This is a genomic window from Rhizobium sp. 18065 (genome assembly GCF_902706095.1).
Lineage (GTDB): Bacteria > Pseudomonadota > Alphaproteobacteria > Rhizobiales > Rhizobiaceae > Allorhizobium.
On sequence record NZ_CACSJP010000015.1, the window covers coordinates 25842 to 47328 of the forward strand.

Below are 21487 nucleotides of genomic sequence, written 5' to 3' on the forward strand. Positions count from 1 at the left end.
TCCTGCGCGACTGGTATTGAGGATTTATAGCGCAGGGCGTCCGATTTTGCCAGAGAAACGCTCTGGCAACCAACGGCACTCATCGCGCAGCAGTCCCATGACAATCATGTCGGACTGATCGGGGCATCCTTGCCGCAACAGACCCTCTTTTTGGAAACCGCAGCTCGTGCAGAAGCGCTGGCTGTCATGGTTGGTTGCCGAAATCAGAGCGGTCAGCCTATGGTGTCCGAGCTGGATAAATGGATAGGCGAATACCCGGATCAGGAATTCGCGTGTGAGCCACCGGCGCGTGCCATCCGATGCCACACTGATGCAGCAACTGCCCGGGCTGAAATTGTCAAAGACTACGACTGCGACGAGCTCGGAACCGCGCTCGATGCCAATTGCCTTGGCATCCGGCCGGAATTCATGGCCGCCGATCTTATCAACGGCCCACACTATCATCCGATCCTGATTGTCGTAGATCACGCTCATCTGGAGCGCCGCTGCCGCAGAGCGTTGCCGACTGCTCGAACAGCGTTCGAAATCGCCTTCAAGTCGTCGAGCAGTGAATTGAAATCCGCTGCCGTCGGGGAAGTGGTCAAACCTGCCGTTTTCACCTCTGCGAGAGATAGGAGCTGTTCAAGATCCGAGAGGCGCACCGCCGCCTGGTCCTTTGGCCCGGCGCGCGAGCCATCGAGCACTTCGAGCTTTTCCTGCATCCGGACGTCGAAATTCGGGCCCATCACTGCATGTTCCTCAGCTCGTCGATCGTGCCTGCCATGATGATTTGCGTCACCTGGACATTCGCGGACACCGAGACTTCCCAGAGACGCGTCTTTGATCCTGCCGGGAGGCGATCGATTGAGCCGGCCTTGGTGATGCTGCGCACCAGCTTGCGGTCCGCATATACGTTGATCACGATGGAATCGTAGTCAGGAAGTTCCATCAAGGTATCGCCCGCAACGGCGAGAGCATTCACCTCGGCCGCATTCACCTCCGAAAGGAGCATGTCGGCCGTCAGAATGGCTTGGTTCGCGGCTTCGATCGCGACACGCTCGGCCTCGATCGCGGCGACAGACTGCAGGCTGCTGCCGTCGCCCAGGTCGACCAAGATCGCGCCGAAGTTCTCCGGCCGCGTGGTCCAGTATTCCTTCGATCGCCAGTAGTAGGTATCGGGCGGCATGTCCGGATCGTCGAAGCGGTAGATGTTCGTTTCACTCGGCGGCTTGAAATAGAGCGCTGCTTCATCAGAGGAAAAATAGACGCAAGCCGCAATTTCAGGGCTTCGTACCAAGTACTCGCCAGCACCAACGTTTATCATGAGCGAACCGGCATACCGATCGCCGTTCGGTTGAAATGTGTCGTAAAACAGCACATAGGCGCCTGCATGTTGACCCGCCACACATGTCCACGGCGAAAGTGCAAGCCAATCCTCGCGACTGAACAGTTGACGTGTTGCGAGCGACACCGAACCGTCGGCGCCGATTGCCACAAGGCCATCGGCGGCAGGATAACAGGCAGCGAAACCAAGATCGACGATGCCGCGGCGGTTGATGCAGCCGAAGTTTACTTCAAGCTTCTGGCTTTGCATGGAATCGGGATGCGATCCGGACATCAGGTAGGGATTTGCCTTTGTCATGACAATCAGGACGGAGCCAAGCGAACAAAGCCCGACCACATCGCTATCGCATGTCATGGTGTAACGCTCCGGCCACGCATGAGGCCGGTAGGGTTCACTGAAAAACACTTCCCTGCCAACAAATGCGGCCATCATGCCATTTGGCATACTGATCAGGCCCGATAGATCGTCAGGCGGCGGCGTCCATCCGGCTGACGGCAGAGCTTCATTGAAGGCGTCAACCGCAACCGTGTCGACGAAATCGGACGCACTCGCGGCCCGTTCAGCGATGAAATAGAGGTATGTGCCGCTCGATCCGGTCTGCGAGCGATAGATGCGCTGCTTGGTGATGTTCCGGCCGCTCGGGACAGAAGGGAAGCCGCTTAGCGTGACCGTTTGACCTGGCTGCCAGTCTTCAAGGTCGGATATTGGTGATGGCGCCGATTCTTCGCCAAAGTCGGTAACCCAAGTCCAGGCGTAGGTCCGACTGACGACGTCACCAGATCCAGTCCCTGAAATGGTGACTATCGGTGCGGATGCCGGCGGTTCAAGTGCCAAGGGATAGATAGTCCCAGCCACCCGCATTTTTGGTTCACCGTCCCCGGTGTAGTACAAACGATCTGCCGCAACCGGACCAGGTGAGGCATGGACCACCGAGGACCACGACAACCAGTCAGAACCATGCAGATAGATCGTCTGATCGCCAACATCACTGGCGCTACCAAGTGTCACAGAGGGCTTGTTAATGGGGGTCAAAGCGCCATCGTCAAGGCGCAGATTCGATGCCGCGGTTGCAGCAGTTTCCGGCAACAGCCGAGGGCTGATCAGTGGCCGTTCGCCGGCGAAGGCAGAAATTTTAATAACGGCCATTGCAGCCTCGCAAGTCAGGAATAGCTAAGGGCCGCCCATGTCCAGAGGGAGTCGAGTTCGGTCTCGGTGATGCCTTCTGCCGCCGCCATGGCGATCAGCAGCGGATCCTCGCGCCGGTAGAGCAGGGCGTCGTCAAGGTAAGCCTGCGCCTGGTTCTTGGCGAGACCTTCGGGCATCGCATCGATACGGGCGCGGATGGCGGCCTTTGTCACCCCGATCTCGGCCGCTGCCAGCCAGAAGGTCAGGCGAGGGAGCGGAGGTGGCAGCACATCGACGGGTGGCAGATCTGGTATGGTTGGCAAGAGGCCAAAAGCCGCGGGATCTCCAAGATCCACAACAGCAACCTCTAGACCTTCTGCGGTCCACCATGTCTCGCCGCGATGGTCTGCGACAATCGTCCATGCACCGGCGGCAAAGACCGCAGCAGATCCAACGGCCACGGAGGGAGGAGAAAACATCGTGGCACAATCGGGCACAAGCCAGCGGGTGCCGTCGAGCGGGTCACGATCGGCGGCGGTCGCAAAAAGCAGCTCGCCCGTCACTGCGTCATAGGTGTAAATTGCCGGTGCATCAGTCATTTTTGGCCTCAGAACTTGATGTCGCCAAGAAGGGCAACGTTGCGGGAGCGGGTTTCCGAACCTGTACGTGCACCAGGAGAATTGGCGCTGTTGAACGAAAAGGAGCCAAGCGAGTCGTTCGTACCTGACGAGGCGTTCGTGGTTCCATTCACGGCCCCTGCTGTGAATGCGCCGGAACCTGTGAGGTTTCTGATGGCACCGGAGGTGGTGGAGAGGGAGCCAGTAATCTGCTGCATCTGGTCCAGCTGTAAGGATCCAAGCACACGGCTCGTATCGATGCCGCGTCCGTCATCCCAGACACGTTCGAATTCGCCTCGACTATCGGGAAGTTTGAATGTGCCATCCCCATTGTCAGCAAAGACAAATGCGCCGGCTGCCCAGGATCCTAGAGCCACAGTGCGCCCGTTGTGCAAGGCCCAGTTCCAAAGTGCGGCATAGGTCGTCTTCGAAAGGCTTGCGCCATTTCTCTTCAGCATTCCGGGTCGCGCCGTACTTTGGCCGTCAAGGCTCGGACGCCCAATATCGATGGAGGCGTAGCCGGCATAGGCGGCCCCATTTGCGCTGAACGTCTGCCAGGTCATGATAGAGGCGTAGTCGACATGATAGATCGGGCCGACGTTGGACGCCGGAAAAGCTGCGCCGGCGGTGTAGACTGGCAGACGAGCAGCCACTTCGGCTGCGAGTAGGGCCAAACCCGCGCTATCCGCTTTCAGTGCAAGGGCCGTCAAAACGTCAGTTGCGTCGGACTTGCTATTGTAAACGGCTGAGGTAGCTCGAAGGTCAACCCGTGATCCTGCAGCAAACGATTTGGCTGTCGTTCCCTCCTGTGCTCTCACGACGGTTAGGGTTGCACCTGACCGCGCGGTCACTTTCATGATCTCCATATTGCCCGCTGGATCAACAACGGTCAGAGGAAACCATTCACCCGCACCCAAGGTCGGGAACTTTGAAGCATCTCCCGCCCCGACGGCTAGCGAAGTGACACTGGTGTTGATTGCGCCAGCCAGCGTCGATGACGCATTGTTTGAAAGCTTTGCTGGCATTTCAGTTCTCCTTGATCTGCAGTTTGGCTGTCACCTGCTTCGTTCGGCCAATGAGTGTGGCAATGGTCACGGTGACCGTGCCGGTTTCATTCAGCGCGCCCCCCGAGATCCACACCCGCGCCAAGGCGTCCGACGTATCGACCTGGTCAACCTCTGCGGTCGAACCTGCGATCGTTGCCGTTGCCGAGTTGATGCGGTCGTCGCTTGGCATCCAGCGCGCGAAATCGAAGTCGTAATCGAGCCGGTCGGCCGGCGCCTTTGTAATGACGTCGCAGCTCAAAGCCTGCTCTCCCTATCGCGAGGAACGGAAATCGACCGATGCTCGGCGCCGATCGACACGACGCGGTCATCATTGGTGATCGTCACGCGGCGCAGGTCGGACGGCCTGACAGTGCGCGCCGGCTCAGTCGGGCGCAGATAACGCCAGGCAGCCGTCACATTCGAGGTGATGCTCACGAGCGCTTCGCCCAAGAAGGTCACGCGCCGTGTCAGGCTCAAGCTGCCGGCGAACTCAGCCGCCGAGGCCGCAAACATGGAAACAAGACGGAGCAAGCCCAGCGTGGCCGGAATAGAGATCACAGCAACCGCGATGTGCGAGACGCGGCGTACCAGACCGAGCTGGCCAACAGCAGTCACCACGGCACTCCCGAACATGTTGCGCCGGGCTGTCAGAGCGAGGATGCCAATTGCGGACGCTTCGCCAGTCGCCGCCATCCGCTGCCGCCACGTGCCGCCGTCGACCACGAGGTCGTTGACGGTTGCACCGTTGACCGCTCCAAGCGCCCACATTCAGATCACTCCGACGGCCAGAGACCCAGCGTGGATCACGCCTTCGTCTGATGGGAAATAGGTCTTGGCGCCGGTGAGATCGTCGTAGAACAGCAGGTTGCCACCTGTCGCCGCGTCCCAGATCCCGAAATGCGTCACCACGACTTGGGATGCGCCGTTGTTCGCTGCATAGAGCAGTTCCTTGAGGTTCGCCGTCGCTTTGCCGCTGGCGGCGCTGAAACCAGTCGCAATCGCTCCTGCCAGCGCAGCGTCGAGCCGCGTGTAGGCCGGCCATGCAACAAGCGTGACTTCGTTCACGCCAGTGTCACCCGGGTCGCCAGTGTGCAGCGAGACATAGACCCTCGTCGGGGCGGTCACAGCCACGCCGCGCAGGAAAAGGTTGAGGAGGGCGTTTGCGGCATAGGTGCTCGCTGGCATTAGAGATAACTCCCTTTGGCGCGCGGCCGCGCGCGGTGCTGCCCCATCACGGCCTTGAACGACAGACTGTCGAGCCTGTCCTTGAACCACTGGCGATGATCGAGACCGAGCTGCGGGTTGTCAGAGTTCGGATCGGTGAGAATGCGGCCCGCTGCGCCGCGGCCGATCTCTTCCGAATATTCGTCGAGCAGGAAGGCCGGCATCGATGTGGCGTCGCGCGCCGGTTTCAGGACCAAGCGAACTGTCATCGTTCCTGTCGCCTTCGGCACCACCGTGACAGTGTTGGGCTCAAGCTGGGTAATGTAGCGCGCCGGCGCGACGGGTGCGTCAGCGAGTGACCAGCCGGGCTGGTTCTCGTCGAGCCAACTGTTGGTTTGCGGCTCGAGCGATACCCCGTTCAATCGCGCAGCGTCGATGCTGACGATATCGGCGTCCCTGATCGTGCATACGCCTTCGTTCGTCGAATCGGTGACTTCGAACGTATCGTTCTCGCGCCAGATCTTGAGCCTGTCGCAGAGATCCCGGGCCGCCTGCAGCAGGAAGCGCTGTGCGACGAAATCGCTGGCGTTCGGCGCGTAGCGCATTACCTCGGGCAGGAACTCGTCGATGTCGATCATCCGCGCCATTATTTCTTCCTCGACGGGCTGGTGCTGGCCTCGACCTGCGTCTGCAGCCCGATCGCCGTGGCGAACGCCTGGTAGTGCGTGAGGGCGCGTTGCGGCGCGGCTGCCGGATCTTCCTTGTTGAACGCGCGGTAGAGGATGAAATCGAGAATGGCCGGCTCGTAGTTGTCCGGCAGGCCAATGGGGATATCCCAGCTTTCCAGTACGGCTGGATCTGCGCCGTTGAGCTGCTCGACGAGTGTCAGGGGAAGCATGGAAACCACGGCCTCGACGATGCCGGTACCGTCGTTGCCAGGGGTTACCCAGAATTCACGCGGCAGGAGCTCGTCAAAGATGAACTGCCGGACTTCTTTTCGAAACGGCACGTGCGCCGGATCACGCCAGCGGGGCACGTTGGAATCGAGCTCGGCGCGCGACGTGGCACGGATGGCCCGGCCACCAGCGCCGTTGACGCCCTCTTTGTTGCTCATGATATCGAGCAGCTGCACGATGCGCTGATCGTCCGGAACGGCTTGTTTCGTGCCGCGCACGAGGCTGATGTCGATCGTTGCGCTGCTGGCCGACGGCTTGACCGTGACGATGGTCGAAATCGCGCCGTCGAGATAACCGGCAAGATCTTTCAGGGGCCACCGAACGAATTCGGTGTCCATCAGGGCTGTTGCCGCGTCCTGGAAGATCTTGCTAGCGAGGACCGTCATGCGCCGCGACGCCTTCCACGACGTGGTGCGGTTTCAGCGGCAGGCGAGGGGGCAGCATCGGTCTTATCGAGAACTGCCGGCGTCTCGGGTGCTGGTTCAGTCACCGGTTCGGGCAGAGGCTCCGGTGCGGGTTCCGGTGCTGGTGCCGGCGGTGCGGCCTCGATCTGCATCGCTTCGACCGTCAGCGAGAGAGCAGCCTCGCGATCCTCGTCGCTCTGAGCATTCCAGTCCTCGATCGACAGGCCGCTTTCGGAATGTGCGCGGGCCACGACTTCGCCGAGCTGGACGCTGATTGTGTCGCTGATCGGAACCATGGAAGGCAAGATGTTCGAGCCAAGGAGCGTCTCGATGCTGGACGTGGGCAGCTCGGGCTCCACGACTACATCGCCCGCTGTACGGTACGCATCGTCACGGGCGAGGAAGCATTCGATATGGGATTGATTGTGAACATCGGCGACGAAGCGCCCATGCTCGTCTCTGTGGAAGGAATAGGTGTCGCTGCCGACCGTGGTCGAGACCGAACCTAACAGGCATTCGATAAGAGGCATGGGTCACCTTTTCAGCAGTGGGGAAAAAAGAAGGGGGCATCGCAAGCGAGCCCCCTGTCTCAACATGGGAGAGGGCCTGATCAGTCCGTCGTGGTGAGCAGGGTCAGGCCGATCTGGCCGCCAGGGACGAAGGTGCCGGCCGCAGTGTTGATCTTCACGCCGATCGAGCGATCAGTGGAAGCAACCGCGGTGCGGAACGCTGTCTTGAGTGTCGGCCGGGCAATGATGCCGGTCTGACCGATGTTTAAAGCAGCGAGCAGCTCGGCGCCGCAGGTGCGGGCGTCGTTCTTCTCCTGCCATGCACCGGACATGATGCCTACATCAAGCAGCAGCGCGGTGCCGGAATCGAGATCGTCGGCGTCGAGGATGAAGTCGATGATGCGCGTGCCAGCGTAGAGCGGCGCGAGCTCGATGATGTCGTTGAGGGCCGGTGCCGCGCTCAACACGTGGAAGAAGCGTTTCGCGACCACGGCGCCGGCAAACGCCGGAAACGGCCCGGAAATGATGCCCTTGGCATAATTGCTCTGAATGAGAGCCATTGGGTTTCTCCTGCTAAGGTGGGCCGTGTCGCTCGGACGCTAGCCGCAAGGGTGGGAAAGAGAACGCGGCGATTAAGCCGCGTTCGGATCCTTCGCGTAGGTGTCGAGAGACAGGATGCCGAAGTCGGAGTTGTTGAACCGCGTCTTCTTCATGCCCATGATCAGGCCGCCCGAAATCACAGGCTCGTTGCCGTGGTCCTGCATTTCCTCAGTCCACTGGAAGCGGAAGCCGCCGGTCGCACCGAATGCAACAACACCGGCCTGACGGCCCATGAACAGCGCACGGCTGGCAGGAAGGTTCACGCCAGAGCCGTAGTCGGAAAAGCGGATCACGTCCTCGTGCTCATGAAGCACGACGTTCTTGATCATCCCGAGGCCGCCCTTGAAGATCGGGTTGCTGCGACCTTCTGAGGTTGCCGCGGCCTTCTGGATGTCGAGCCAGCCCTGCGCGTCGGCGATGCGGAGATCGTGCGCCTGGAACTTCGACATGACGGTGACGTAATGGCTCTCGCCATTGATCATCAGCGGCATCATCATGGCCTTGGTCGGGTCGGTCGCCGCCATCATTGAAGCCTTGACCTCGGCACGCTCGATCAGTGCACGGGACATCTTGTCCGAGCTGTCGATCGTCGCCTTGCTCGTCGCGTCGCCGCCGTAGAGCAAGTGATCGGTATCCGGCGCCTGGACCGGATTTTCGGCGTGACCGGTCCAGGCCGTGTCTTCAATGAAGTTTTCATTGGTGCCGCGAGAACCGGCCAGGTAGATGAAATGCATCTGGTCGATGAACTTCGACCAGTAATCGGACAAACGATCCTTGGCGACCTTACGGACGTTGTGGATCGTGCGCTTGCGGCTCATCTTGCCACCGGCGCTAACGCCGTGGCGCATCTGGTCGATTTTCACCGAGTCGGAGAAGAAGCGAAGGCTCTCTTCCTTTCCCTGCAGACGCTGGTCGCCGTATGTCGGCTTGGCGCGCAGCTGCACGGAAAGGTCGAACGAGATCGCGTCGCCGCTGTCGGATTCGAGGTCGGTAAGGCGCTGGATGCAGAATTCGTCGCCGTCGCCCATGAACTTACGGTCGAAGTAAGACTTCGCCATGGTGGCGATGAAGAGGTTACCAGACCACTTCTTCTGCGCTTTCGGGTCGCCATAGGCGATCGTGGTGGGGGCCATCGGTGCCAATCTCCTGTTGAGGAACATCAGCACGTCTTGCGCAGTCGGGTAGTAATTACCGGTTTTGCGGGATTGTTGCAAGGTTTCCCGCGTGGTAATGAAAAACTCACTGCGCAGGACGTGCGGCCCCCTCAAAAAGGAGCCCCACGATGGACCGTTTCGCAGAGTGCCACGTCATCACCGCCGGCCACGAAGGCGGGTGGAGCAATCACAAAGATGATCCCGGCGCCGCCACGATGCTGGGCGTGACGCAGGCAAAATTCACCGAAATGTTGAAAAAGTGGGGCAAACCCAATCGGTCTGTCCGGACAATCACCCGTGACGAGGCGCTTCGCATCTACCGCGAGGAATATTGGGACAAGTGCGGTGCTCCCACTCTGTTCCCGGGCGTGGATCTCGCTGTCTATGACGCATCGGTGAACTCAGGCATTGGTCGGGGACGCAAATGGCGAGACCAGACCGTCTCGATCAAGGACGCTGTCAGCCGGGTAAAGGCTATCTGCAAAGCGCGCCTCTCCTTCATGCAGAGCCTCAAGATCTGGAAAACCTTTGGCAAGGGCTGGGGCCGGCGTGTTGCCGATATCGAGGTCAAGGGCGTCGCGATGGCCCTCAAGGCGCTCGGCGCATCAACTGCTGACATCAAAGTGAGAGCGCAGGCCGAATCGAAGGCCGCCGCTGCAACCGCTGCCGTCGGCAAGAAAACAGAGAAAGCCGTCGCATCCGGCGGCGGGGTGAGCACCGGCGGGGCGGCCACTGTTGCTGCTGAAACCGGGATCAACACTGAAATGCTGCTGCTGCTCGGAGCTCTCGGAGTGGCGCTCATTGCCGCCCTGATCATCATCAACGTCAGGCGACGTGCCAATGACGAGCGCAGTACCGCCTATGCCGCGTTGGCATCGGAGGCGGTCTAATGTCAGCCATCACAGCGATACTCATTGCAGCCGCGGCTAAGGTCGGGGCAGGGGTTGTCAAGGACATCCTCGAAAAGCACGTCGGCGGCGCCGCCGGCGAGATCGGCGGAACGATCATCGACGCAATCGCCGGCAAGGCTGGCGTCGAACCTTCCGAGCTGCCGACGCTCCCCGGTCCAACGCTCGAGGCTGCAATCAGCCAGGTCGAACAGGATGCACCGGCAATCATACTCGCTCATGTCGAGCAGCAGCGTGAGGCCAACCGGCTCATGCTCGCTGAGATGGACAAGGCCACGCCGGAAACGTGGTGGATGTGGGGTTGGCGCCCGGCCGGCATGTGGCTCATGCTGCTATGTGTCGCCTGGTACGTCATGCTGCGCCCGATAGTGAATGCCGTGCTTTGGTCCTTCAACAGCGCCATTCAGATCGAGCTCGGCCTCGACATCGGCAACTTCCTCGGAATTTTCACGATCTACACCGGCCTCTACATGGGCGGGAACACTCTGCTGCGCAGCGTGAAAAAATAGCGAGGCGCAATGAGCATCTGGGACTTCTTGTTTACTGCCAAAGGCGAGATGGCCCTTGCAGGCATTGCCGGTTCCGCTGTCTCCGTCGTGATGGAGTGGACCGGTTTTCTTTCAGGGATCCGGCGCTTGTTTGTCGGCGCCGTGACGGCTTACTTTTTGGCACCTGTCGGCCTGCCCATGTTCAAATGGGCCTTGGGCCAGATTGACGTGCCGGTTGAACAATCCGCTGGTGTCGGGGGTTTCATCCTCGGCATCGGCGGTGTGATCATTGTGGAAATCATCCTGAAAGCGTTCCGCATTCGTCGCGCCGAACTCAGGAGTGCAGTCGATGACAAGGCTTAAGACAAAGCACGTAACCGAAGCCGCCAAGCCTCAAGGGCGGACCATAGTGGCCGCCCTGGTCATTCTTTTGGTCTGGCTCGCGTTTAATTCCGGCACGTAAACCGGGCTTGACTATCGTTTCCAATTCGTTCCATATCGTCCCTGCGGACACCAAACGGCGATCAATCGCCATCCCCCTCCCAAAATATAAGCGCGCGAGCGCTACTGGAGAGATCCATGTCCGCGACCGAAAGCGTCAGCTTTGCTGGCGATAGCCTCCTGAAAATCACCGACGTCATTGCTCGCACCAGCATGGGCAAGACCACGATCTATCGCAAGATCGAGCAGAAAGCGTTTCCCGCTCCCGTCGCCCTCGGGCCGAAGTCCGTCCGCTGGCTCAAGTCCGAGGTGGATCAGTGGATCGCCAGCCTGAAACAGCAGGCAGCGGCGTGATGAGCCGCCAGCATCTACGATCTGCGCCACCGTCACAAAGGCGAATTCCACGCCTGATCTTCGGTGAGACACAGCTGAAAACAAGCTATGACACGGCAAGCAACTTCTATCGCTGGTTCCGAAGGGGAGATAACCGATTTCGCGCGAATGGCCTGCACGGACATTCTGGAAGCGTGTTCTTCGAAGCCTTTGATGAAGGTCTCAAGGATTTGCCGTTTGAGACATACAAGGCAGCCTATCTGCGCGATGCCGCCCAGCACACACGGATGCGATTTCTTGGGCTTAGGGCTAAACTGAAAGTAGTTTCGAGGACGCAAACATGACCACCGTTGAAATCACTGCAATCTCGACATTGACTGTTGCTCTGAACGGTATCGCCACCAAGATCGAGCGAGAGAGCGCAGCCGCCTCGGATGCAAGGGCTGAGCTCGATACCGCGGAGAGGAATATAGCCGAGCTTTTGACTTTCAAGGCTGACCTTGAGAAGGCTATTTCCCTTCTTGAGGCGGTGCCCGAAACGTCATCGGACCAGACAGCGGCATGAGGGCAGGACGATGACCAAAATGTATGATGGTCTCGCACTCGGCGGACCGCTCGACGGCAAAAGGGTCACCCATTTTGACGAACGGTATAAAGTTCCCGAAATGAACGAAGTGCTTCCCGCTTTCAATGTCGCGGATATGGCCTTGAAAATGAGTGACCTCACTTACGACGTGTTCGAATACGTCCACGTCCGCACTCCTGGTGGAGACGTCTGGATCCCGTGGGCCGTGCAGGCAAGGAAGCGCTACGACCATAAGATCTGGGACCATCCGCTCGAATTCATCTTCTCCAAACTGATCAGGGCATACAGGCCGGAAGGCTACTGAGTTTTCAGGATCTTCCGCGGACCAACAAGCAGATCCGCTGCCGGTGGCGCACCGTCAAGTATAAGGTCAGCCCATAGCTGGGCCAGCTCGGCGCGTCGATCGAGGTGAAGCGCTCTGTTGTACGCGCCCTCTACCTTGTCCTTCGGTACGTGCGCCAGCATTAGGTCGATCACGGCCTTATCCGACTTGAACCGTTCATTCATCACCGACGAAAACGTCGCGCGCCAGCCGTGCGGCACGTGCTTGCTGTGATATCCAGACCGGTTGAGAAGGTAGCCGATTGCATTTTCAGACATCTGCTTGTGCGAGTGCCGGCCATTAGGGAACGCCAATATTCCGCGACCGGTCAACTGGCGCAGCGCCTCGATCGCTTCAATGGTCTGTCGGGCGAGCGGGACGATGTGATCCCTTGCCTCGTCCTCTTTGTGTTTCAGCTTGAGCTTCAACCTGGCTGCTGGGATTTGCCACAGTGCTTCTTCCATGGCCTGCGCGTCCCATTCGCTCCACGGCGTGGAGACAAGCGAACCTGGTCGCACCGACGTCAGCGCTAAGATCCTCAGGGCCAGCTTTGTCGCGGGATGGGCTGGCGTTGTTTCAGTGGCGCGGAGCATGGCCCGGGCGTCGCCCAGGTCGATGATTGCCGGCTGCTTGCCCTTCTTGATCGGCGCCATGGCCTTCTGGATCACAGCGGCCGGATCTGCGCCTGCTCTCCCTGACGCAATGGCATAGACGAACACGCTCGACATCCGCTGCCGGATCCGCCGGGCGGTCTCGGCCGCACCCCGCTTTTCGACCACGCGCAGTACGGGCAAAATATCGCTTGGCCCGATATCCTTGACGAGGAAGCTACCGAGGTAGGGAAAGATCTCTTTCTCCAGGCTCTCGATCACGTCCAGCGCGTGGCGCTCGACCCATTGTGGTTTCTGCAGCTCGAACCACTCACGGGCAACGGCTTCGAAGCTCTCGGCGTCGGCCATGGCCGGGGACAGCCTTTCAATCTTCTTCACCGCCGATGGATCGCGGCCGGCTTTGAGATCGTCACGGGCTTTGTCGCGCGCCTTCCTGGCATCGCTCAAACTCATGTCCGGATAGGTGCCGAGCGACAGGAGCTTTTCTTTATCGCGAAACAGGTACCGCCAGCGCCATAGCCGAGAGCCCGTCGTAGAGACATAGACGTGAAGGCCGCCCGAGTCGGTCAGCTTGTAGGGCTTGCCGGCGGCCTTGGCGTTTTTGACCTTCGCATCTGTCAGCATATGTGGCTCTGTCCGATACCCGTTTTTTCCGTTTTGATACCCGTAAAAGTACCCGCTTTTATCGGGGCTTGTACGGTTCATGCCGGAACTAATTGGGACTAAACAGACACGCAAATGCGTTGGAGATCAAGGCTATTTCGAACTAAGTGGGACCAATTGGGATGGACTGGTGGCGGAAGAGGTGGGATTCGAACCCACGGTACGGTCTCCCGCACGCCGGTTTTCAAGACCGGTTCCTTAAACCGCTCGGACACTCTTCCGGACGTCTGCCTTATGCGCAAAGACGGTGATCTTTGCAAGATGGTTTGTGGTCCGCCCCAGCTCGTCGATAACCGCTGGCAGGTGGCGCGGTCGCAGACGAACTCACGCTACGTCAATTAACGCATTGCTAACCATAAACAAATTTTCCCTGCGGCAAAGTTGTGACTTTTCCCATTTTGGCCATTTTTCACAGGCCTTCTTGCTCCGAAGTGAGACAGTTGCGGGTTTTCCCGCGCGTGGCCGGGTTCGTGGCGGGGGATGCTGCGGCCGAAATGGACAAAAGTGGGACGCATGGAAGTCAAGGGTAGCGGCCGTCTGATCAGCGGTGCCAAATGGGTCGGGATTGCGGTTCTCTGCAGCCTCGCCGCATCGTGTTCGACAACCAGGGAGACGGCGTCCAACAAGAAGCGTTCGAAGGAATATTTCGCCGAGTCGGAATATGGCGTGAAGGCCAGCCCGCGCATGGTGGCGAGCGGTCCGGTGCCCAAGGGTGGCGGTCGCGCCATGGTCGGCAAGCCGTATACGGTCAAGGGCAAGGTCTATGTGCCGAAGGACAATCCCGGCTATGACAAGACCGGGATCGCCTCCTGGTACGGTTCGGCCTTCCATGGCCGACAGACGGCCAATGGCGAACTCTACGACCAGCATTATCTCTCGGCCGCCCATCCGACCCTGCCGCTGCCAAGCTATGCGCGGGTGACCAACATGACCAATGGTAGCTCGGTGGTCGTGCGCATCAACGATCGCGGACCGTTCCATGCCGGCCGGATCATCGACCTGTCCAACAAGACCGCCGACATGCTCGACATGGCCCATAGCGGCACCGGCAAGGTGCGGGTTCAATATGTCGGCCCGGCGCGCATGGACGGCCATGACATGCCGTTCCTGATGGCGTCGTATGTGAAGAAGGGCGACCGCTCGCCGCATGTCGATCCGCAAGGCCAGATTGCGTCCGGCGTGATGGTCGCCTCCAATGATGTGGCGATCCCGCAGTATCGTCCGGACAATACGATGGGCGACACACCGTTGAACGCCGCGCCGAGTTACCAGACGGCGCTGGCCGGCCCGACGCCGAGTGGTGGGGCATCGGCCAATACGTTGCAGGCGCAGCTGATGGCCCAGCCGGGGATGATGCCGACGGCGAACCCGGGACTGGCTGAACAGTTTGCCATGCTGCCCGATTTCGGGCCGATCCCAGCCGAGCGTCCGGCACATGTGCCCGGACTGGATGGCTCCGGCTATGCGGCGGCCTATGGCGAAACTGCAGCTGTGCCGCAAGCCGCGCTTGCCTTCGACGCCGTTATGGTGCGCAATGACGGCCTCACCGAGGCCTCGATTCTGTCGTCGGTCGCGCACGGCAAGACCCGGATCTCGACCGGGGGCTGAGCACGGCGTCCGGCGCCCGGGACTTCGACACAGACATCGACACCCCCATCGACACAGTCGGGACAAGAAGCCGAAGTTAGTTCATGCGATATCGCCTTGCCGCGAGGTTCATCCTCGTCTTCCTGCTGATCGGCCTCGTCGTTTCACCACTGCTGGCAACGCATGGCATGGCACAGACGACACCTGCGCCCGCCTTGTTCGAAACCAAGGCGGCGCAGGTCTATCTGATCGAAGCCTCGACCGGCACCGTGCTCCTCGCCAAGGGCGAGCGCCAGCCTTTTGCGCCGGCGTCGCTGGCCAAGCTGATGACGCTGGAGATCGTTTTCGATGCGCTGACGCGCGGCGAAATCCGGCTCGACACGATCTATCCGGTTTCGGAATATGCCTGGCGCACCGGCGGTGCGCCGTCGCGGACCTCGACAATGTTTGCCGCCGTCAAGAGCCAAGTGCCGGTGGGCGATCTGGTCAAGGGCGTCGCGGTGCAGACCGCCAATGACGGCTGCCTGATCCTCGCCGAGGGCATGTCAGGCTCGGAGGCGAATTTTGTCGAGCGGATGAACGCGCGGGCAAAGGCTCTGGGGCTGAAAGACACGACATTCGGCAATGCCACCGGGCTGCCGCATCCGGACAATGCCTCGACGCTGGTCGACCTGGTGACGCTGGCGCAGCTTCTGCAGGCGCGCTATCCGGAACTCTACCTGACCTTCAGGCTGCCGGAATTCGAATGGAACAAGATCCTGCAGCGCAACCGCAATCCGTTGCTGGCGATCGGCGCCGACGGATTGGGCACGGGTTTTGCCGAGGGCAGCGGCTTTGCCATTGTCGCCTCTGCCGAACGCCAGGGACGGCGGCTATTCCTCGGCATGAACGGGCTTGCCACCGACAAGGAGCGCACCGAGGAAGCGAGGCGCGTGCTCGACTGGGGGTTCAACGCCTTCGAGATGCGCGAACTGTTCAAGGCGGGCGAAGTGATCGGCGAGGCCAGCGTCTATGGCGGGGCAAGCTCCACGGTGCCGCTGGTCGCCGAGCAACCGGTGCTGGTCTATGTGCCGGTCAACAATCCCGATCGCCTGCAGGCGAAGGTGGTCTATCGCTGGCCGCTTGATCCACCGGTGGCCGAAGGGGCGCAGATCGCGTCGCTGTCGGTGTTTTCCGGCGAGCGGCTGTTGCGCAGCGTGCCGCTGCAGAGCGCATCGGGCGTCGAGGTCGGGACGCTTCGCCAGCGGGCAACCGACGCATTGATCGAAATGCTGTTCTTCTGGTTATAGGTGTGAAAGCAGTGCTGCGGACGAGACCCGGGTTTCACTGGTCACATTCTTGCGCTAGACGCGTAGTACAGCCATTTATGGCACGTTGAGAAATCCGCCTGCGGGCGCAAGAATAGCGGGAAGTGGGCAGGCATTGGCAACCGGACGCGGATTGTTCGTCAGTTTCGAAGGAGGCGAGGGGGCCGGGAAATCGACCCAGATCCGCCGCCTTGCCGAAAGCTTGCGCCAGACGGGCCATCAGGTGCTGCTGACGCGCGAGCCCGGCGGATCGCCGGGGGCAGAAGCCCTGCGGCATGTGCTTTTGTCCGGGGCAGCCGAGGCCTTTGGCGTGCGCATGGAGGCTATGCTGTTTGCGGCAGCGCGGGCGGACCATCTGGCAACCGTCATCCGGCCGGCGCTGGCGACCGGCCAGATCGTGCTGTGCGACCGCTTCGTCGATTCCTCGCGGGTCTATCAGGGCGTGACCGGCAATCTCGAGCCGGCGCTGATGGCGGCGCTCGAACGGGTGGCGGTCGGCAAGACGATGCCGGACGTTACCCTCATTCTCGATCTTCCCGCCGATGTGGGACTGGCGCGGGCACGCAGGCGGGCCGGCGAGCAGAGCCAGACGGCGGCGCCCGACCGGTTCGAGCGCGAAGAAATCGATGTGCATGAGAAGCGCCGCCAGGCATTTCTCGACATTGCCCAGCGCGAGCCGGCGCGCTGCCGCGTCGTCGACGCCAGTTTCGATGTCGACAGGATCGCCAAGGACATCCTCGCCGAGGTGACGCTGGTCCTCGTGCAACGTGGGTCGGGCGGCGCGTCGGGCAACGGGTCTGGCGGCATGTCCAATGCAAGCCACGAGACGGCGGCGGCGCGATGAGCGAGGAACGGGCAGGCCTGCTGGACGGCGCCATTGCGCCGATGCTGAATACCCGGCTGTTCGGTCATGGGGAGGCGGAGGATTTTCTGGCGCGGGGATACCGATCGGGCAAGGGTCATCATGCGATCCTGATCGAAGGCCCCGAAGGCATCGGCAAGGCGACGCTGGCCTTCCGCTTTGCCAATCATGTCCTGCGCTATCCCGATCCGCTGACCGCGCCCGATGCGATCGCCGATCCCGATCCTGATCACACGATCAGCCGGCAGATCGCCTCCGGTGCCAGCCACAACCTGTTGCATCTGTCGCGACCGGTGGACGAAAAGACCGGCCGGGTGAAATCGGCGATCACGGTCGACGAGGTGCGCCGGGCCGGGCATTTCTTCAGCCAGACGTCGGGCACCGGCAACTGGCGGATCGTGATCATCGATCCGGCTGACGACCTGAACCGCAATGCCGCCAATGCGATCCTGAAAATTCTCGAGGAACCGCCGAAGCGGGCGATGTTCCTGGTGCTAAGCCATGCGCCAGGCAAGCTGTTGCCGACCATCCGCTCGCGCTGCCTGCCGCTCCGGCTCGATCAGCTTTCGCCAGATGCCATGGATCAGGCGCTCGGGCAACTCGGCCTTGCCATTCCGGCGGAGCGGCGCGAGGCTTTACTGGCGCTCGCCAAGGGCAGCGTGGCGCGGGCGCTGAAGCTGGTGAATTATGGCGGCGCCGACATCCTGTCGGCCTTCGACGAGATGCTGGCAGCGCAAGGGCCGGGGCAACGCCGGATGATGTTCAAGATCGCCGATGCGCTGGCGGGCAAGGACAGCGACGTCGCGTTCGGCTTCTTCACCGAGCATCTCGGCGATCACCTGGGCGATCTCGCCCGCCGCCTGGCGCTGTCGGGCGACCTGAACGCGGCGGAGCACTATGCGCGGCTGACCTCGACGGTCAATGAACAGCTGACGCTTGCCAGCGCTTATAATCTCGACCGCAAGCAGACCATTCTCGACGTGCTGGCCGCCATCGCGCGCTGAAGGCTTGACGCGACGACAGGGCAGTGCAGCAAACTTGCTGTTCCTAAATCCGGCGGAATGTTCTAAGAGCGAGCGACCCCATTTTTGTGCACGCCATTGCGGACGGAATTTTCCCGGAATGGCTCCAGACATCGCAAACCACGCAAAGACAACAAGAAGCCATGAGCGATCCGTATTACATCACTACCGCCATTTCCTATCCGAACGGCAAGCCGCATATCGGCCATGCCTATGAGCTGATCGCCACCGATGCCATGGCGCGGTTCCAGCGGCTCGACGGACGGGATGTGTTCTTCCTGACCGGCACGGACGAACATGGCCAGAAGATGCAGCAGACGGCGCGCAACGAAGGCATTTCGCCGGAAGAGCTGGCCGAGCGCAATTCGAACGAATTCCGCGCCATGGGCAAGCTGCTGAACGCGTCGAACGACGACTTCATCCGCACCACCGAGCAGCGCCACCACCAGACAGTACAGGAAGTCTGGCGGCGGATGGAGAAGAACGGCGACATCTACAAGGGCGGCTATGCCGGCTGGTATTCGGTGCGCGACGAGGCTTATTACCAGGAAGACGAGACGGAACTGCGCGCCGATGGCGTTCGCTACGGGCCGCAGGGCACGCCGGTCGAATGGGTCGAGGAGGAGAGCTACTTCTTCAAGCTGTCGGCCTATGAAGACAAGCTGCTGAAGCTTTATGAGGACCAGCCGGATTTCATCGGCCCGAACGAGCGGCGCAACGAGGTGATGTCCTTCGTCAAGTCCGGCCTGAAGGACCTGTCGATCTCGCGCACGACGTTTGACTGGGGCATCAAGGTGCCCGGCGACGACAAGCATGTGATGTATGTCTGGGTCGACGCGCTGACCAACTACATCACCGCGACGGGTTATGTCGAAGACCAGAACGGCCCGCGCGCCAAGTATTGGCCGGCGGACGTGCATATCATCGGCAAGGACATCATCCGTTTCCACGCCGTCTACTGGCCGGCCTTCCTGATGTCGGCTGGCCTGCCCTTGCCGAAGCGCGTCTACGCGCATGGCTTCCTGCTCAACAAGGGCGAGAAGATGTCGAAATCGCTCGGTAACGTCGTCGATCCGGTCAATCTGGTCAATCATTTCGGTCTCGACCAGGTGCGCTATTTCTTCATGCGCGAGGTGTCGTTCGGCCAGGACGGCAGCTATTCGGAAGAGGGGATCGCCACCCGGATCAATGCCGATCTCGCCAATGGTATCGGCAATCTCGCCAGCCGTTCGCTGTCGATGATCGTGAAGAATTGCGACGCGCGCATCCCGACGCCAGGTCCTCTGACCGAGGCGGATGAGGCGATCCTGAAGATTGCCGACGATGCCATCACCATCTGCCGTGAGGAGATGGACAAGCAGCAGGTCCACAAGGCGGTTGCCGCGATCATCAACATCGTCAACGAGGCCGACCGCTATTTCGCGGCCCAGGCGCCGTGGGTGCTGAAGAAGACCGACGAAGCGCGCATGGGCACCGTGCTCTATGTCACAGCCGACGTGGTGCGCCAGATCGCCATCCTGTTTCAGCCGATCATGCCGGCTTCATCGGCAAAGCTGCTCGATCTGGTGGCTGTCGCGGCCGAAGACCGGGTGTTTTCCAAGCTCGGCGCCGCCGGCCGTCTGACGCCCGGTACCGTGCTCGAAGCCCCATCGCCGGTGTTTCCGCGCTATGTCGCGCCGGAAGCGGACAAGGCCTGAGCGCATGCTGATCGATACGCATTGCCACCTCGACTTTGCCGATTTCGACGCCGAGCGCGACGAACTGGTGACGCGCGCGCATCAGGCGGGCGTCAAACAGATGGTGACGATCTCGACCCGGGTGAAGAAGCTCGAGACCTTGCTCACGCTGACCGAGCGTTACCCCAGCGTATTCTGCTCTGTCGGCACGCATCCGAACAATGCCGGTGACGAGCTCGACGTGTCTGCGGACGAACTGGTGCGGCTGGCGCAAGCGCATGACAAGATCGTTGCGATCGGCGAGGCGGGTCTCGACTATTTCTATGATACGCAGACGCCGGAAGACCAGAAGACCGGCTTCCTGCGCCATATCGAGGCGGCTCGGCGTACGCAGTTGCCGCTGGTGATCCACAGCCGCAGCGCCGACGAAGACATGGCGGCGATCCTGACGGACGAAACAGGGAAGGGCACCTTCCCGTTCATCCTGCACTGCTTTTCGGCCGGACAGGCGCTCGCCGACACCGGCGTTGCGCTTGGCGGCTATGTCTCTTTTTCTGGCATCGTGACGTTTCCGAAGTCGCAGGAACTGCGCGACATCGCCAAAAGCGTGCCGATGGACCGGCTGCTGGTCGAGACGGACGCGCCGTATCTGGCGCCGAAACGCTGGCGCGGCAAGCGCAACGAGCCATCCTATGTGATCAACACGGCCGAGGTGCTGGCGGAGGTCAAGGGCGTCTCCTATGCCGAAATGGCCGATGTCACCACCGCCAACGCGCTGCGCTGCTTTTCGAAAATGCCGAGGCTTGCATGAGTTTTCGTCGCCGGTTCACGCTTCTCGGCTGCTCATCGTCGCCCGGCGTGCCGCGGATCAACGGCGATTGGGGCGACTGTGACCCGAGCGAGCCAAAAAACCGGCGCACACGCGCGTCCTTCCTGATCGAGCAGATCGGCCCGGATGGCGGCACGACGACCGTGGTGGTGGATACCGGTCCTGACTTTCGCGAACAGATGATCCGCGCCAGGGTCGAGCGGATCGATGCGGTGATCTATACCCATGCCCATGCCGATCACCTGCATGGCATCGACGACCTGCGCGGCTATTTCCACATCCAGCACCATCGCATTCCGATCTATGCCGATGCCTTCACCATGGAGCGCATCGCGATGGGCTTCGGCTATTGCCTGGAGACGCCGCCCGGCAGCAACTATCCGCCGATCGTCGTGCCACGGATCCTGACCGACCTCGACGTGCCGCTCGAGATTTCCGGCGCCGGCGGCACGATCTCGCTGATGCCACTGGTGCAGCAGCATGGCGATATCACGTCGCTCGGCCTCAGGATCGGCAATGTGGCCTATTGCTGCGACATCAGCGATTTTCCGATGGCGACCGTCGACAAGCTTTCAGGGCTGGACGTGCTGTTCATCGACGCTCTGCAGTATCGGCCGCATCCGAGCCATCTGTCGCTTGGCGAAGCGCTGGCCTGGATCGAGCGGCTGAAACCCGGCCGGGCGATCCTTACGCATATGCATATCCCGCTGGACTACCAGACCGTGATGGCCGAAACGCCGGCGCATGTTGAGCCAGGTTACGACCAGTTTTCGTTTGAAATTCAGCTGGATGGGCCAGAGGCCTGACATATTCATTGAGATAGTGTCTGATACAGGCAGCCGGGTGGATCGGCTCTGTATATATCGATTAGTTCCATAATCTATCTTATGCGATTTCTGCATGTAACATGTGCACCCGTGATCTCCAGCATCGTGAAGCCATTGAAGCCTCTT

General features: G+C 60.8%; 28 protein-coding genes and 1 tRNA gene. 14 read left to right on the forward strand and 15 right to left on the reverse strand.

The features are described 5' to 3' along the window. Positions 1-24: 24 nt before the first annotated feature. The 13 genes from GVK95_RS23120 to GVK95_RS23180 form a co-directional block, all read right to left on the reverse strand. Positions 25-474, reverse strand: coding sequence for a GNAT family protein (locus GVK95_RS23120; protein ID WP_159953045.1), 450 nt, complete (start codon positions 472-474; stop codon positions 25-27). Further along, positions 471-725 carry a hypothetical protein gene (locus tag GVK95_RS23125; protein WP_159953046.1) on the reverse strand — a complete coding sequence of 85 codons (255 nt, stop codon included), beginning with the start codon at positions 723-725 and terminating at the stop codon, positions 471-473. Before GVK95_RS23125 ends, GVK95_RS23120 begins: the two co-directional genes overlap by 4 nt. Further along, positions 725-2470: a hypothetical protein gene (locus GVK95_RS23130; RefSeq protein ID WP_159953047.1), complete on the reverse strand. Its 1746-nt coding sequence runs from the start codon at positions 2468-2470 to the stop codon at positions 725-727. Before GVK95_RS23130 ends, GVK95_RS23125 begins: the two co-directional genes overlap by 1 nt. Before the next feature lie 14 nt (positions 2471-2484). Then, positions 2485-3048, reverse strand: coding sequence for a hypothetical protein (locus GVK95_RS23135; RefSeq protein WP_159953048.1), 564 nt, complete (start codon positions 3046-3048; stop codon positions 2485-2487). Between the two features lie 8 nt (positions 3049-3056). Further along, complete coding sequence (locus GVK95_RS25345) at positions 3057-4091, reverse strand: hypothetical protein (protein WP_159953049.1); 1035 nt, start codon at positions 4089-4091, stop codon at positions 3057-3059. Position 4092: 1 nt separating this feature from the next. Continuing rightward, positions 4093-4371 (reverse strand): hypothetical protein, encoded by a 279-nt coding sequence (locus GVK95_RS23145; protein WP_200844364.1) that lies wholly within the window; start codon positions 4369-4371, stop codon positions 4093-4095. Continuing rightward, positions 4368-4880 (reverse strand): hypothetical protein, encoded by a 513-nt coding sequence (locus GVK95_RS23150; protein WP_159953050.1) that lies wholly within the window; start codon positions 4878-4880, stop codon positions 4368-4370. Before GVK95_RS23150 ends, GVK95_RS23145 begins: the two co-directional genes overlap by 4 nt. After that, positions 4881-5297: a hypothetical protein gene (locus tag GVK95_RS23155; protein ID WP_159953051.1), complete on the reverse strand. Its 417-nt coding sequence runs from the start codon at positions 5295-5297 to the stop codon at positions 4881-4883. Next, a complete protein-coding gene (locus tag GVK95_RS23160) occupies positions 5297-5923 on the reverse strand; it encodes a hypothetical protein (RefSeq protein ID WP_159953052.1) in 627 nt (208 codons plus the stop codon). The genes GVK95_RS23155 and GVK95_RS23160 overlap by 1 nt, the downstream gene beginning before the upstream one ends. Next, positions 5923-6618, reverse strand: coding sequence for a DUF6682 family protein (locus tag GVK95_RS23165; protein ID WP_348532459.1), 696 nt, complete (start codon positions 6616-6618; stop codon positions 5923-5925). The genes GVK95_RS23160 and GVK95_RS23165 overlap by 1 nt, the downstream gene beginning before the upstream one ends. Next, positions 6615-7166: a hypothetical protein gene (locus GVK95_RS23170; RefSeq protein WP_159953054.1), complete on the reverse strand. Its 552-nt coding sequence runs from the start codon at positions 7164-7166 to the stop codon at positions 6615-6617. Before GVK95_RS23170 ends, GVK95_RS23165 begins: the two co-directional genes overlap by 4 nt. Before the next feature lie 80 nt (positions 7167-7246). Further along, positions 7247-7705, reverse strand: a complete 459-nt coding sequence (locus tag GVK95_RS23175) for a hypothetical protein (protein WP_159953055.1) — start codon at positions 7703-7705, stop codon at positions 7247-7249. 72 nt (positions 7706-7777) lie between these two features. Then, positions 7778-8878, reverse strand: a complete 1101-nt coding sequence (locus GVK95_RS23180; protein ID WP_159953056.1) for a N4-gp56 family major capsid protein — start codon at positions 8876-8878, stop codon at positions 7778-7780. 149 nt (positions 8879-9027) lie between these two features. Here GVK95_RS23180 and GVK95_RS23185 point away from each other — a divergent pair, with 149 nt between their 5' ends. The 7 genes from GVK95_RS23185 (at position 9028) to GVK95_RS23215 (ending at position 11959) form a co-directional block, all read left to right on the forward strand. Next, positions 9028-9789, forward strand: a complete 762-nt coding sequence (locus GVK95_RS23185; RefSeq protein WP_159953057.1) for a glycosyl hydrolase 108 family protein — start codon at positions 9028-9030, stop codon at positions 9787-9789. Further along, entirely contained in the window at positions 9789-10316 is a 528-nt protein-coding gene (locus GVK95_RS23190) for a 3TM-type holin (RefSeq protein WP_159953058.1), read from the forward strand. The genes GVK95_RS23185 and GVK95_RS23190 overlap by 1 nt, the downstream gene beginning before the upstream one ends. A gap of 9 nt (positions 10317-10325) precedes the next feature. After that, the gene (locus tag GVK95_RS23195) at positions 10326-10658 is read left to right on the forward strand and encodes a hypothetical protein (RefSeq protein ID WP_159953059.1); all 333 of its coding nucleotides are present in this window, start codon (positions 10326-10328) and stop codon (positions 10656-10658) included. 216 nt (positions 10659-10874) lie between these two features. Then, entirely contained in the window at positions 10875-11090 is a 216-nt protein-coding gene (locus GVK95_RS23200; RefSeq protein WP_159953060.1) for an AlpA family transcriptional regulator, read from the forward strand. Then, positions 11090-11413: a hypothetical protein gene (locus GVK95_RS23205; RefSeq protein WP_159953061.1), complete on the forward strand. Its 324-nt coding sequence runs from the start codon at positions 11090-11092 to the stop codon at positions 11411-11413. Before GVK95_RS23200 ends, GVK95_RS23205 begins: the two co-directional genes overlap by 1 nt. Beyond that, positions 11410-11634: a hypothetical protein gene (locus GVK95_RS23210; protein ID WP_159953062.1), complete on the forward strand. Its 225-nt coding sequence runs from the start codon at positions 11410-11412 to the stop codon at positions 11632-11634. The genes GVK95_RS23205 and GVK95_RS23210 overlap by 4 nt, the downstream gene beginning before the upstream one ends. Positions 11635-11644: 10 nt before the next feature. Then, positions 11645-11959, forward strand: a complete 315-nt coding sequence (locus GVK95_RS23215; protein ID WP_159953063.1) for a hypothetical protein — start codon at positions 11645-11647, stop codon at positions 11957-11959. Here GVK95_RS23215 and GVK95_RS23220 read toward each other — a convergent pair. Together GVK95_RS23220 and GVK95_RS23225 are read right to left on the reverse strand one after the other, a co-directional pair. Next, a complete protein-coding gene (locus tag GVK95_RS23220; protein WP_159953064.1) occupies positions 11953-13212 on the reverse strand; it encodes an integrase arm-type DNA-binding domain-containing protein in 1260 nt (419 codons plus the stop codon). The two genes, GVK95_RS23215 and GVK95_RS23220, sit on opposite strands and share 7 nt — an antisense overlap. A 170-nt stretch (positions 13213-13382) precedes the next feature. Next, positions 13383-13472, reverse strand: a tRNA-Ser gene (locus GVK95_RS23225). A gap of 292 nt (positions 13473-13764) precedes the next feature. Here GVK95_RS23225 and GVK95_RS23230 point away from each other — a divergent pair. The 7 genes from GVK95_RS23230 to GVK95_RS23260 all read left to right on the forward strand — a co-directional run bounded on the left by GVK95_RS23230 (position 13765) and on the right by GVK95_RS23260 (position 21340). After that, a complete protein-coding gene (locus GVK95_RS23230) occupies positions 13765-14859 on the forward strand; it encodes a septal ring lytic transglycosylase RlpA family protein (protein WP_159953065.1) in 1095 nt (364 codons plus the stop codon). An 83-nt stretch (positions 14860-14942) separates the two neighbouring features. Beyond that, the gene (locus GVK95_RS23235) at positions 14943-16127 is read left to right on the forward strand and encodes a D-alanyl-D-alanine carboxypeptidase family protein (protein WP_159953066.1); all 1185 of its coding nucleotides are present in this window, start codon (positions 14943-14945) and stop codon (positions 16125-16127) included. A gap of 133 nt (positions 16128-16260) precedes the next feature. Next, positions 16261-16989 (forward strand): dTMP kinase, encoded by a 729-nt coding sequence (gene tmk, locus GVK95_RS23240; RefSeq protein WP_159953067.1) that lies wholly within the window; start codon positions 16261-16263, stop codon positions 16987-16989. Further along, positions 16986-18011, forward strand: coding sequence for a DNA polymerase III subunit delta' (locus GVK95_RS23245; protein WP_159953068.1), 1026 nt, complete (start codon positions 16986-16988; stop codon positions 18009-18011). Before tmk ends, GVK95_RS23245 begins: the two co-directional genes overlap by 4 nt. A gap of 107 nt (positions 18012-18118) precedes the next feature. Further along, the gene (gene metG, locus GVK95_RS23250; RefSeq protein ID WP_280178094.1) at positions 18119-19726 is read left to right on the forward strand and encodes a methionine--tRNA ligase; all 1608 of its coding nucleotides are present in this window, start codon (positions 18119-18121) and stop codon (positions 19724-19726) included. A 4-nt stretch (positions 19727-19730) separates the two neighbouring features. Next, complete coding sequence (locus GVK95_RS23255; RefSeq protein WP_159953070.1) at positions 19731-20516, forward strand: TatD family hydrolase; 786 nt, start codon at positions 19731-19733, stop codon at positions 20514-20516. Next, complete coding sequence (locus GVK95_RS23260; protein ID WP_159953071.1) at positions 20513-21340, forward strand: MBL fold metallo-hydrolase; 828 nt, start codon at positions 20513-20515, stop codon at positions 21338-21340. The genes GVK95_RS23255 and GVK95_RS23260 overlap by 4 nt, the downstream gene beginning before the upstream one ends. The last annotated feature ends 147 nt before the right edge of the window (positions 21341-21487 follow it).

Coding starts and splice junctions, on each gene's coding strand:
- GVK95_RS23125 (WP_159953046.1), bottom strand. CDS start 725: ATGGGCCCGAATTTCGACGTCCGGATGCAGGAAAAGCTCGAAGTGCTC.
- GVK95_RS23260 (WP_159953071.1), top strand. CDS start 20,513: ATGAGTTTTCGTCGCCGGTTCACGCTTCTCGGCTGCTCATCGTCGCCC.
- GVK95_RS23230 (WP_159953065.1), top strand. CDS start 13,765: ATGGAAGTCAAGGGTAGCGGCCGTCTGATCAGCGGTGCCAAATGGGTC.
- GVK95_RS23200 (WP_159953060.1), top strand. CDS start 10,875: ATGTCCGCGACCGAAAGCGTCAGCTTTGCTGGCGATAGCCTCCTGAAA.
- GVK95_RS25345 (WP_159953049.1), bottom strand. CDS start 4,091: ATGCCAGCAAAGCTTTCAAACAATGCGTCATCGACGCTGGCTGGCGCA.
- GVK95_RS23155 (WP_159953051.1), bottom strand. CDS start 5,297: ATGCCAGCGAGCACCTATGCCGCAAACGCCCTCCTCAACCTTTTCCTG.
- GVK95_RS23255 (WP_159953070.1), top strand. CDS start 19,731: ATGCTGATCGATACGCATTGCCACCTCGACTTTGCCGATTTCGACGCC.
- GVK95_RS23185 (WP_159953057.1), top strand. CDS start 9,028: ATGGACCGTTTCGCAGAGTGCCACGTCATCACCGCCGGCCACGAAGGC.
- GVK95_RS23150 (WP_159953050.1), bottom strand. CDS start 4,880: ATGTGGGCGCTTGGAGCGGTCAACGGTGCAACCGTCAACGACCTCGTG.
- GVK95_RS23135 (WP_159953048.1), bottom strand. CDS start 3,048: ATGACTGATGCACCGGCAATTTACACCTATGACGCAGTGACGGGCGAG.
- GVK95_RS23190 (WP_159953058.1), top strand. CDS start 9,789: ATGTCAGCCATCACAGCGATACTCATTGCAGCCGCGGCTAAGGTCGGG.
- GVK95_RS23120 (WP_159953045.1), bottom strand. CDS start 474: ATGAGCGTGATCTACGACAATCAGGATCGGATGATAGTGTGGGCCGTT.
- GVK95_RS23175 (WP_159953055.1), bottom strand. CDS start 7,705: ATGGCTCTCATTCAGAGCAATTATGCCAAGGGCATCATTTCCGGGCCG.
- GVK95_RS23165 (WP_348532459.1), bottom strand. CDS start 6,618: ATGACGGTCCTCGCTAGCAAGATCTTCCAGGACGCGGCAACAGCCCTG.
- GVK95_RS23210 (WP_159953062.1), top strand. CDS start 11,410: ATGACCACCGTTGAAATCACTGCAATCTCGACATTGACTGTTGCTCTG.
- GVK95_RS23245 (WP_159953068.1), top strand. CDS start 16,986: ATGAGCGAGGAACGGGCAGGCCTGCTGGACGGCGCCATTGCGCCGATG.
- GVK95_RS23170 (WP_159953054.1), bottom strand. CDS start 7,166: ATGCCTCTTATCGAATGCCTGTTAGGTTCGGTCTCGACCACGGTCGGC.
- GVK95_RS23160 (WP_159953052.1), bottom strand. CDS start 5,923: ATGGCGCGGATGATCGACATCGACGAGTTCCTGCCCGAGGTAATGCGC.
- GVK95_RS23195 (WP_159953059.1), top strand. CDS start 10,326: ATGAGCATCTGGGACTTCTTGTTTACTGCCAAAGGCGAGATGGCCCTT.
- GVK95_RS23205 (WP_159953061.1), top strand. CDS start 11,090: ATGAGCCGCCAGCATCTACGATCTGCGCCACCGTCACAAAGGCGAATT.
- GVK95_RS23220 (WP_159953064.1), bottom strand. CDS start 13,212: ATGCTGACAGATGCGAAGGTCAAAAACGCCAAGGCCGCCGGCAAGCCC.
- GVK95_RS23215 (WP_159953063.1), top strand. CDS start 11,645: ATGACCAAAATGTATGATGGTCTCGCACTCGGCGGACCGCTCGACGGC.
- GVK95_RS23130 (WP_159953047.1), bottom strand. CDS start 2,470: ATGGCCGTTATTAAAATTTCTGCCTTCGCCGGCGAACGGCCACTGATC.
- GVK95_RS23180 (WP_159953056.1), bottom strand. CDS start 8,878: ATGGCCCCCACCACGATCGCCTATGGCGACCCGAAAGCGCAGAAGAAG.
- GVK95_RS23235 (WP_159953066.1), top strand. CDS start 14,943: ATGCGATATCGCCTTGCCGCGAGGTTCATCCTCGTCTTCCTGCTGATC.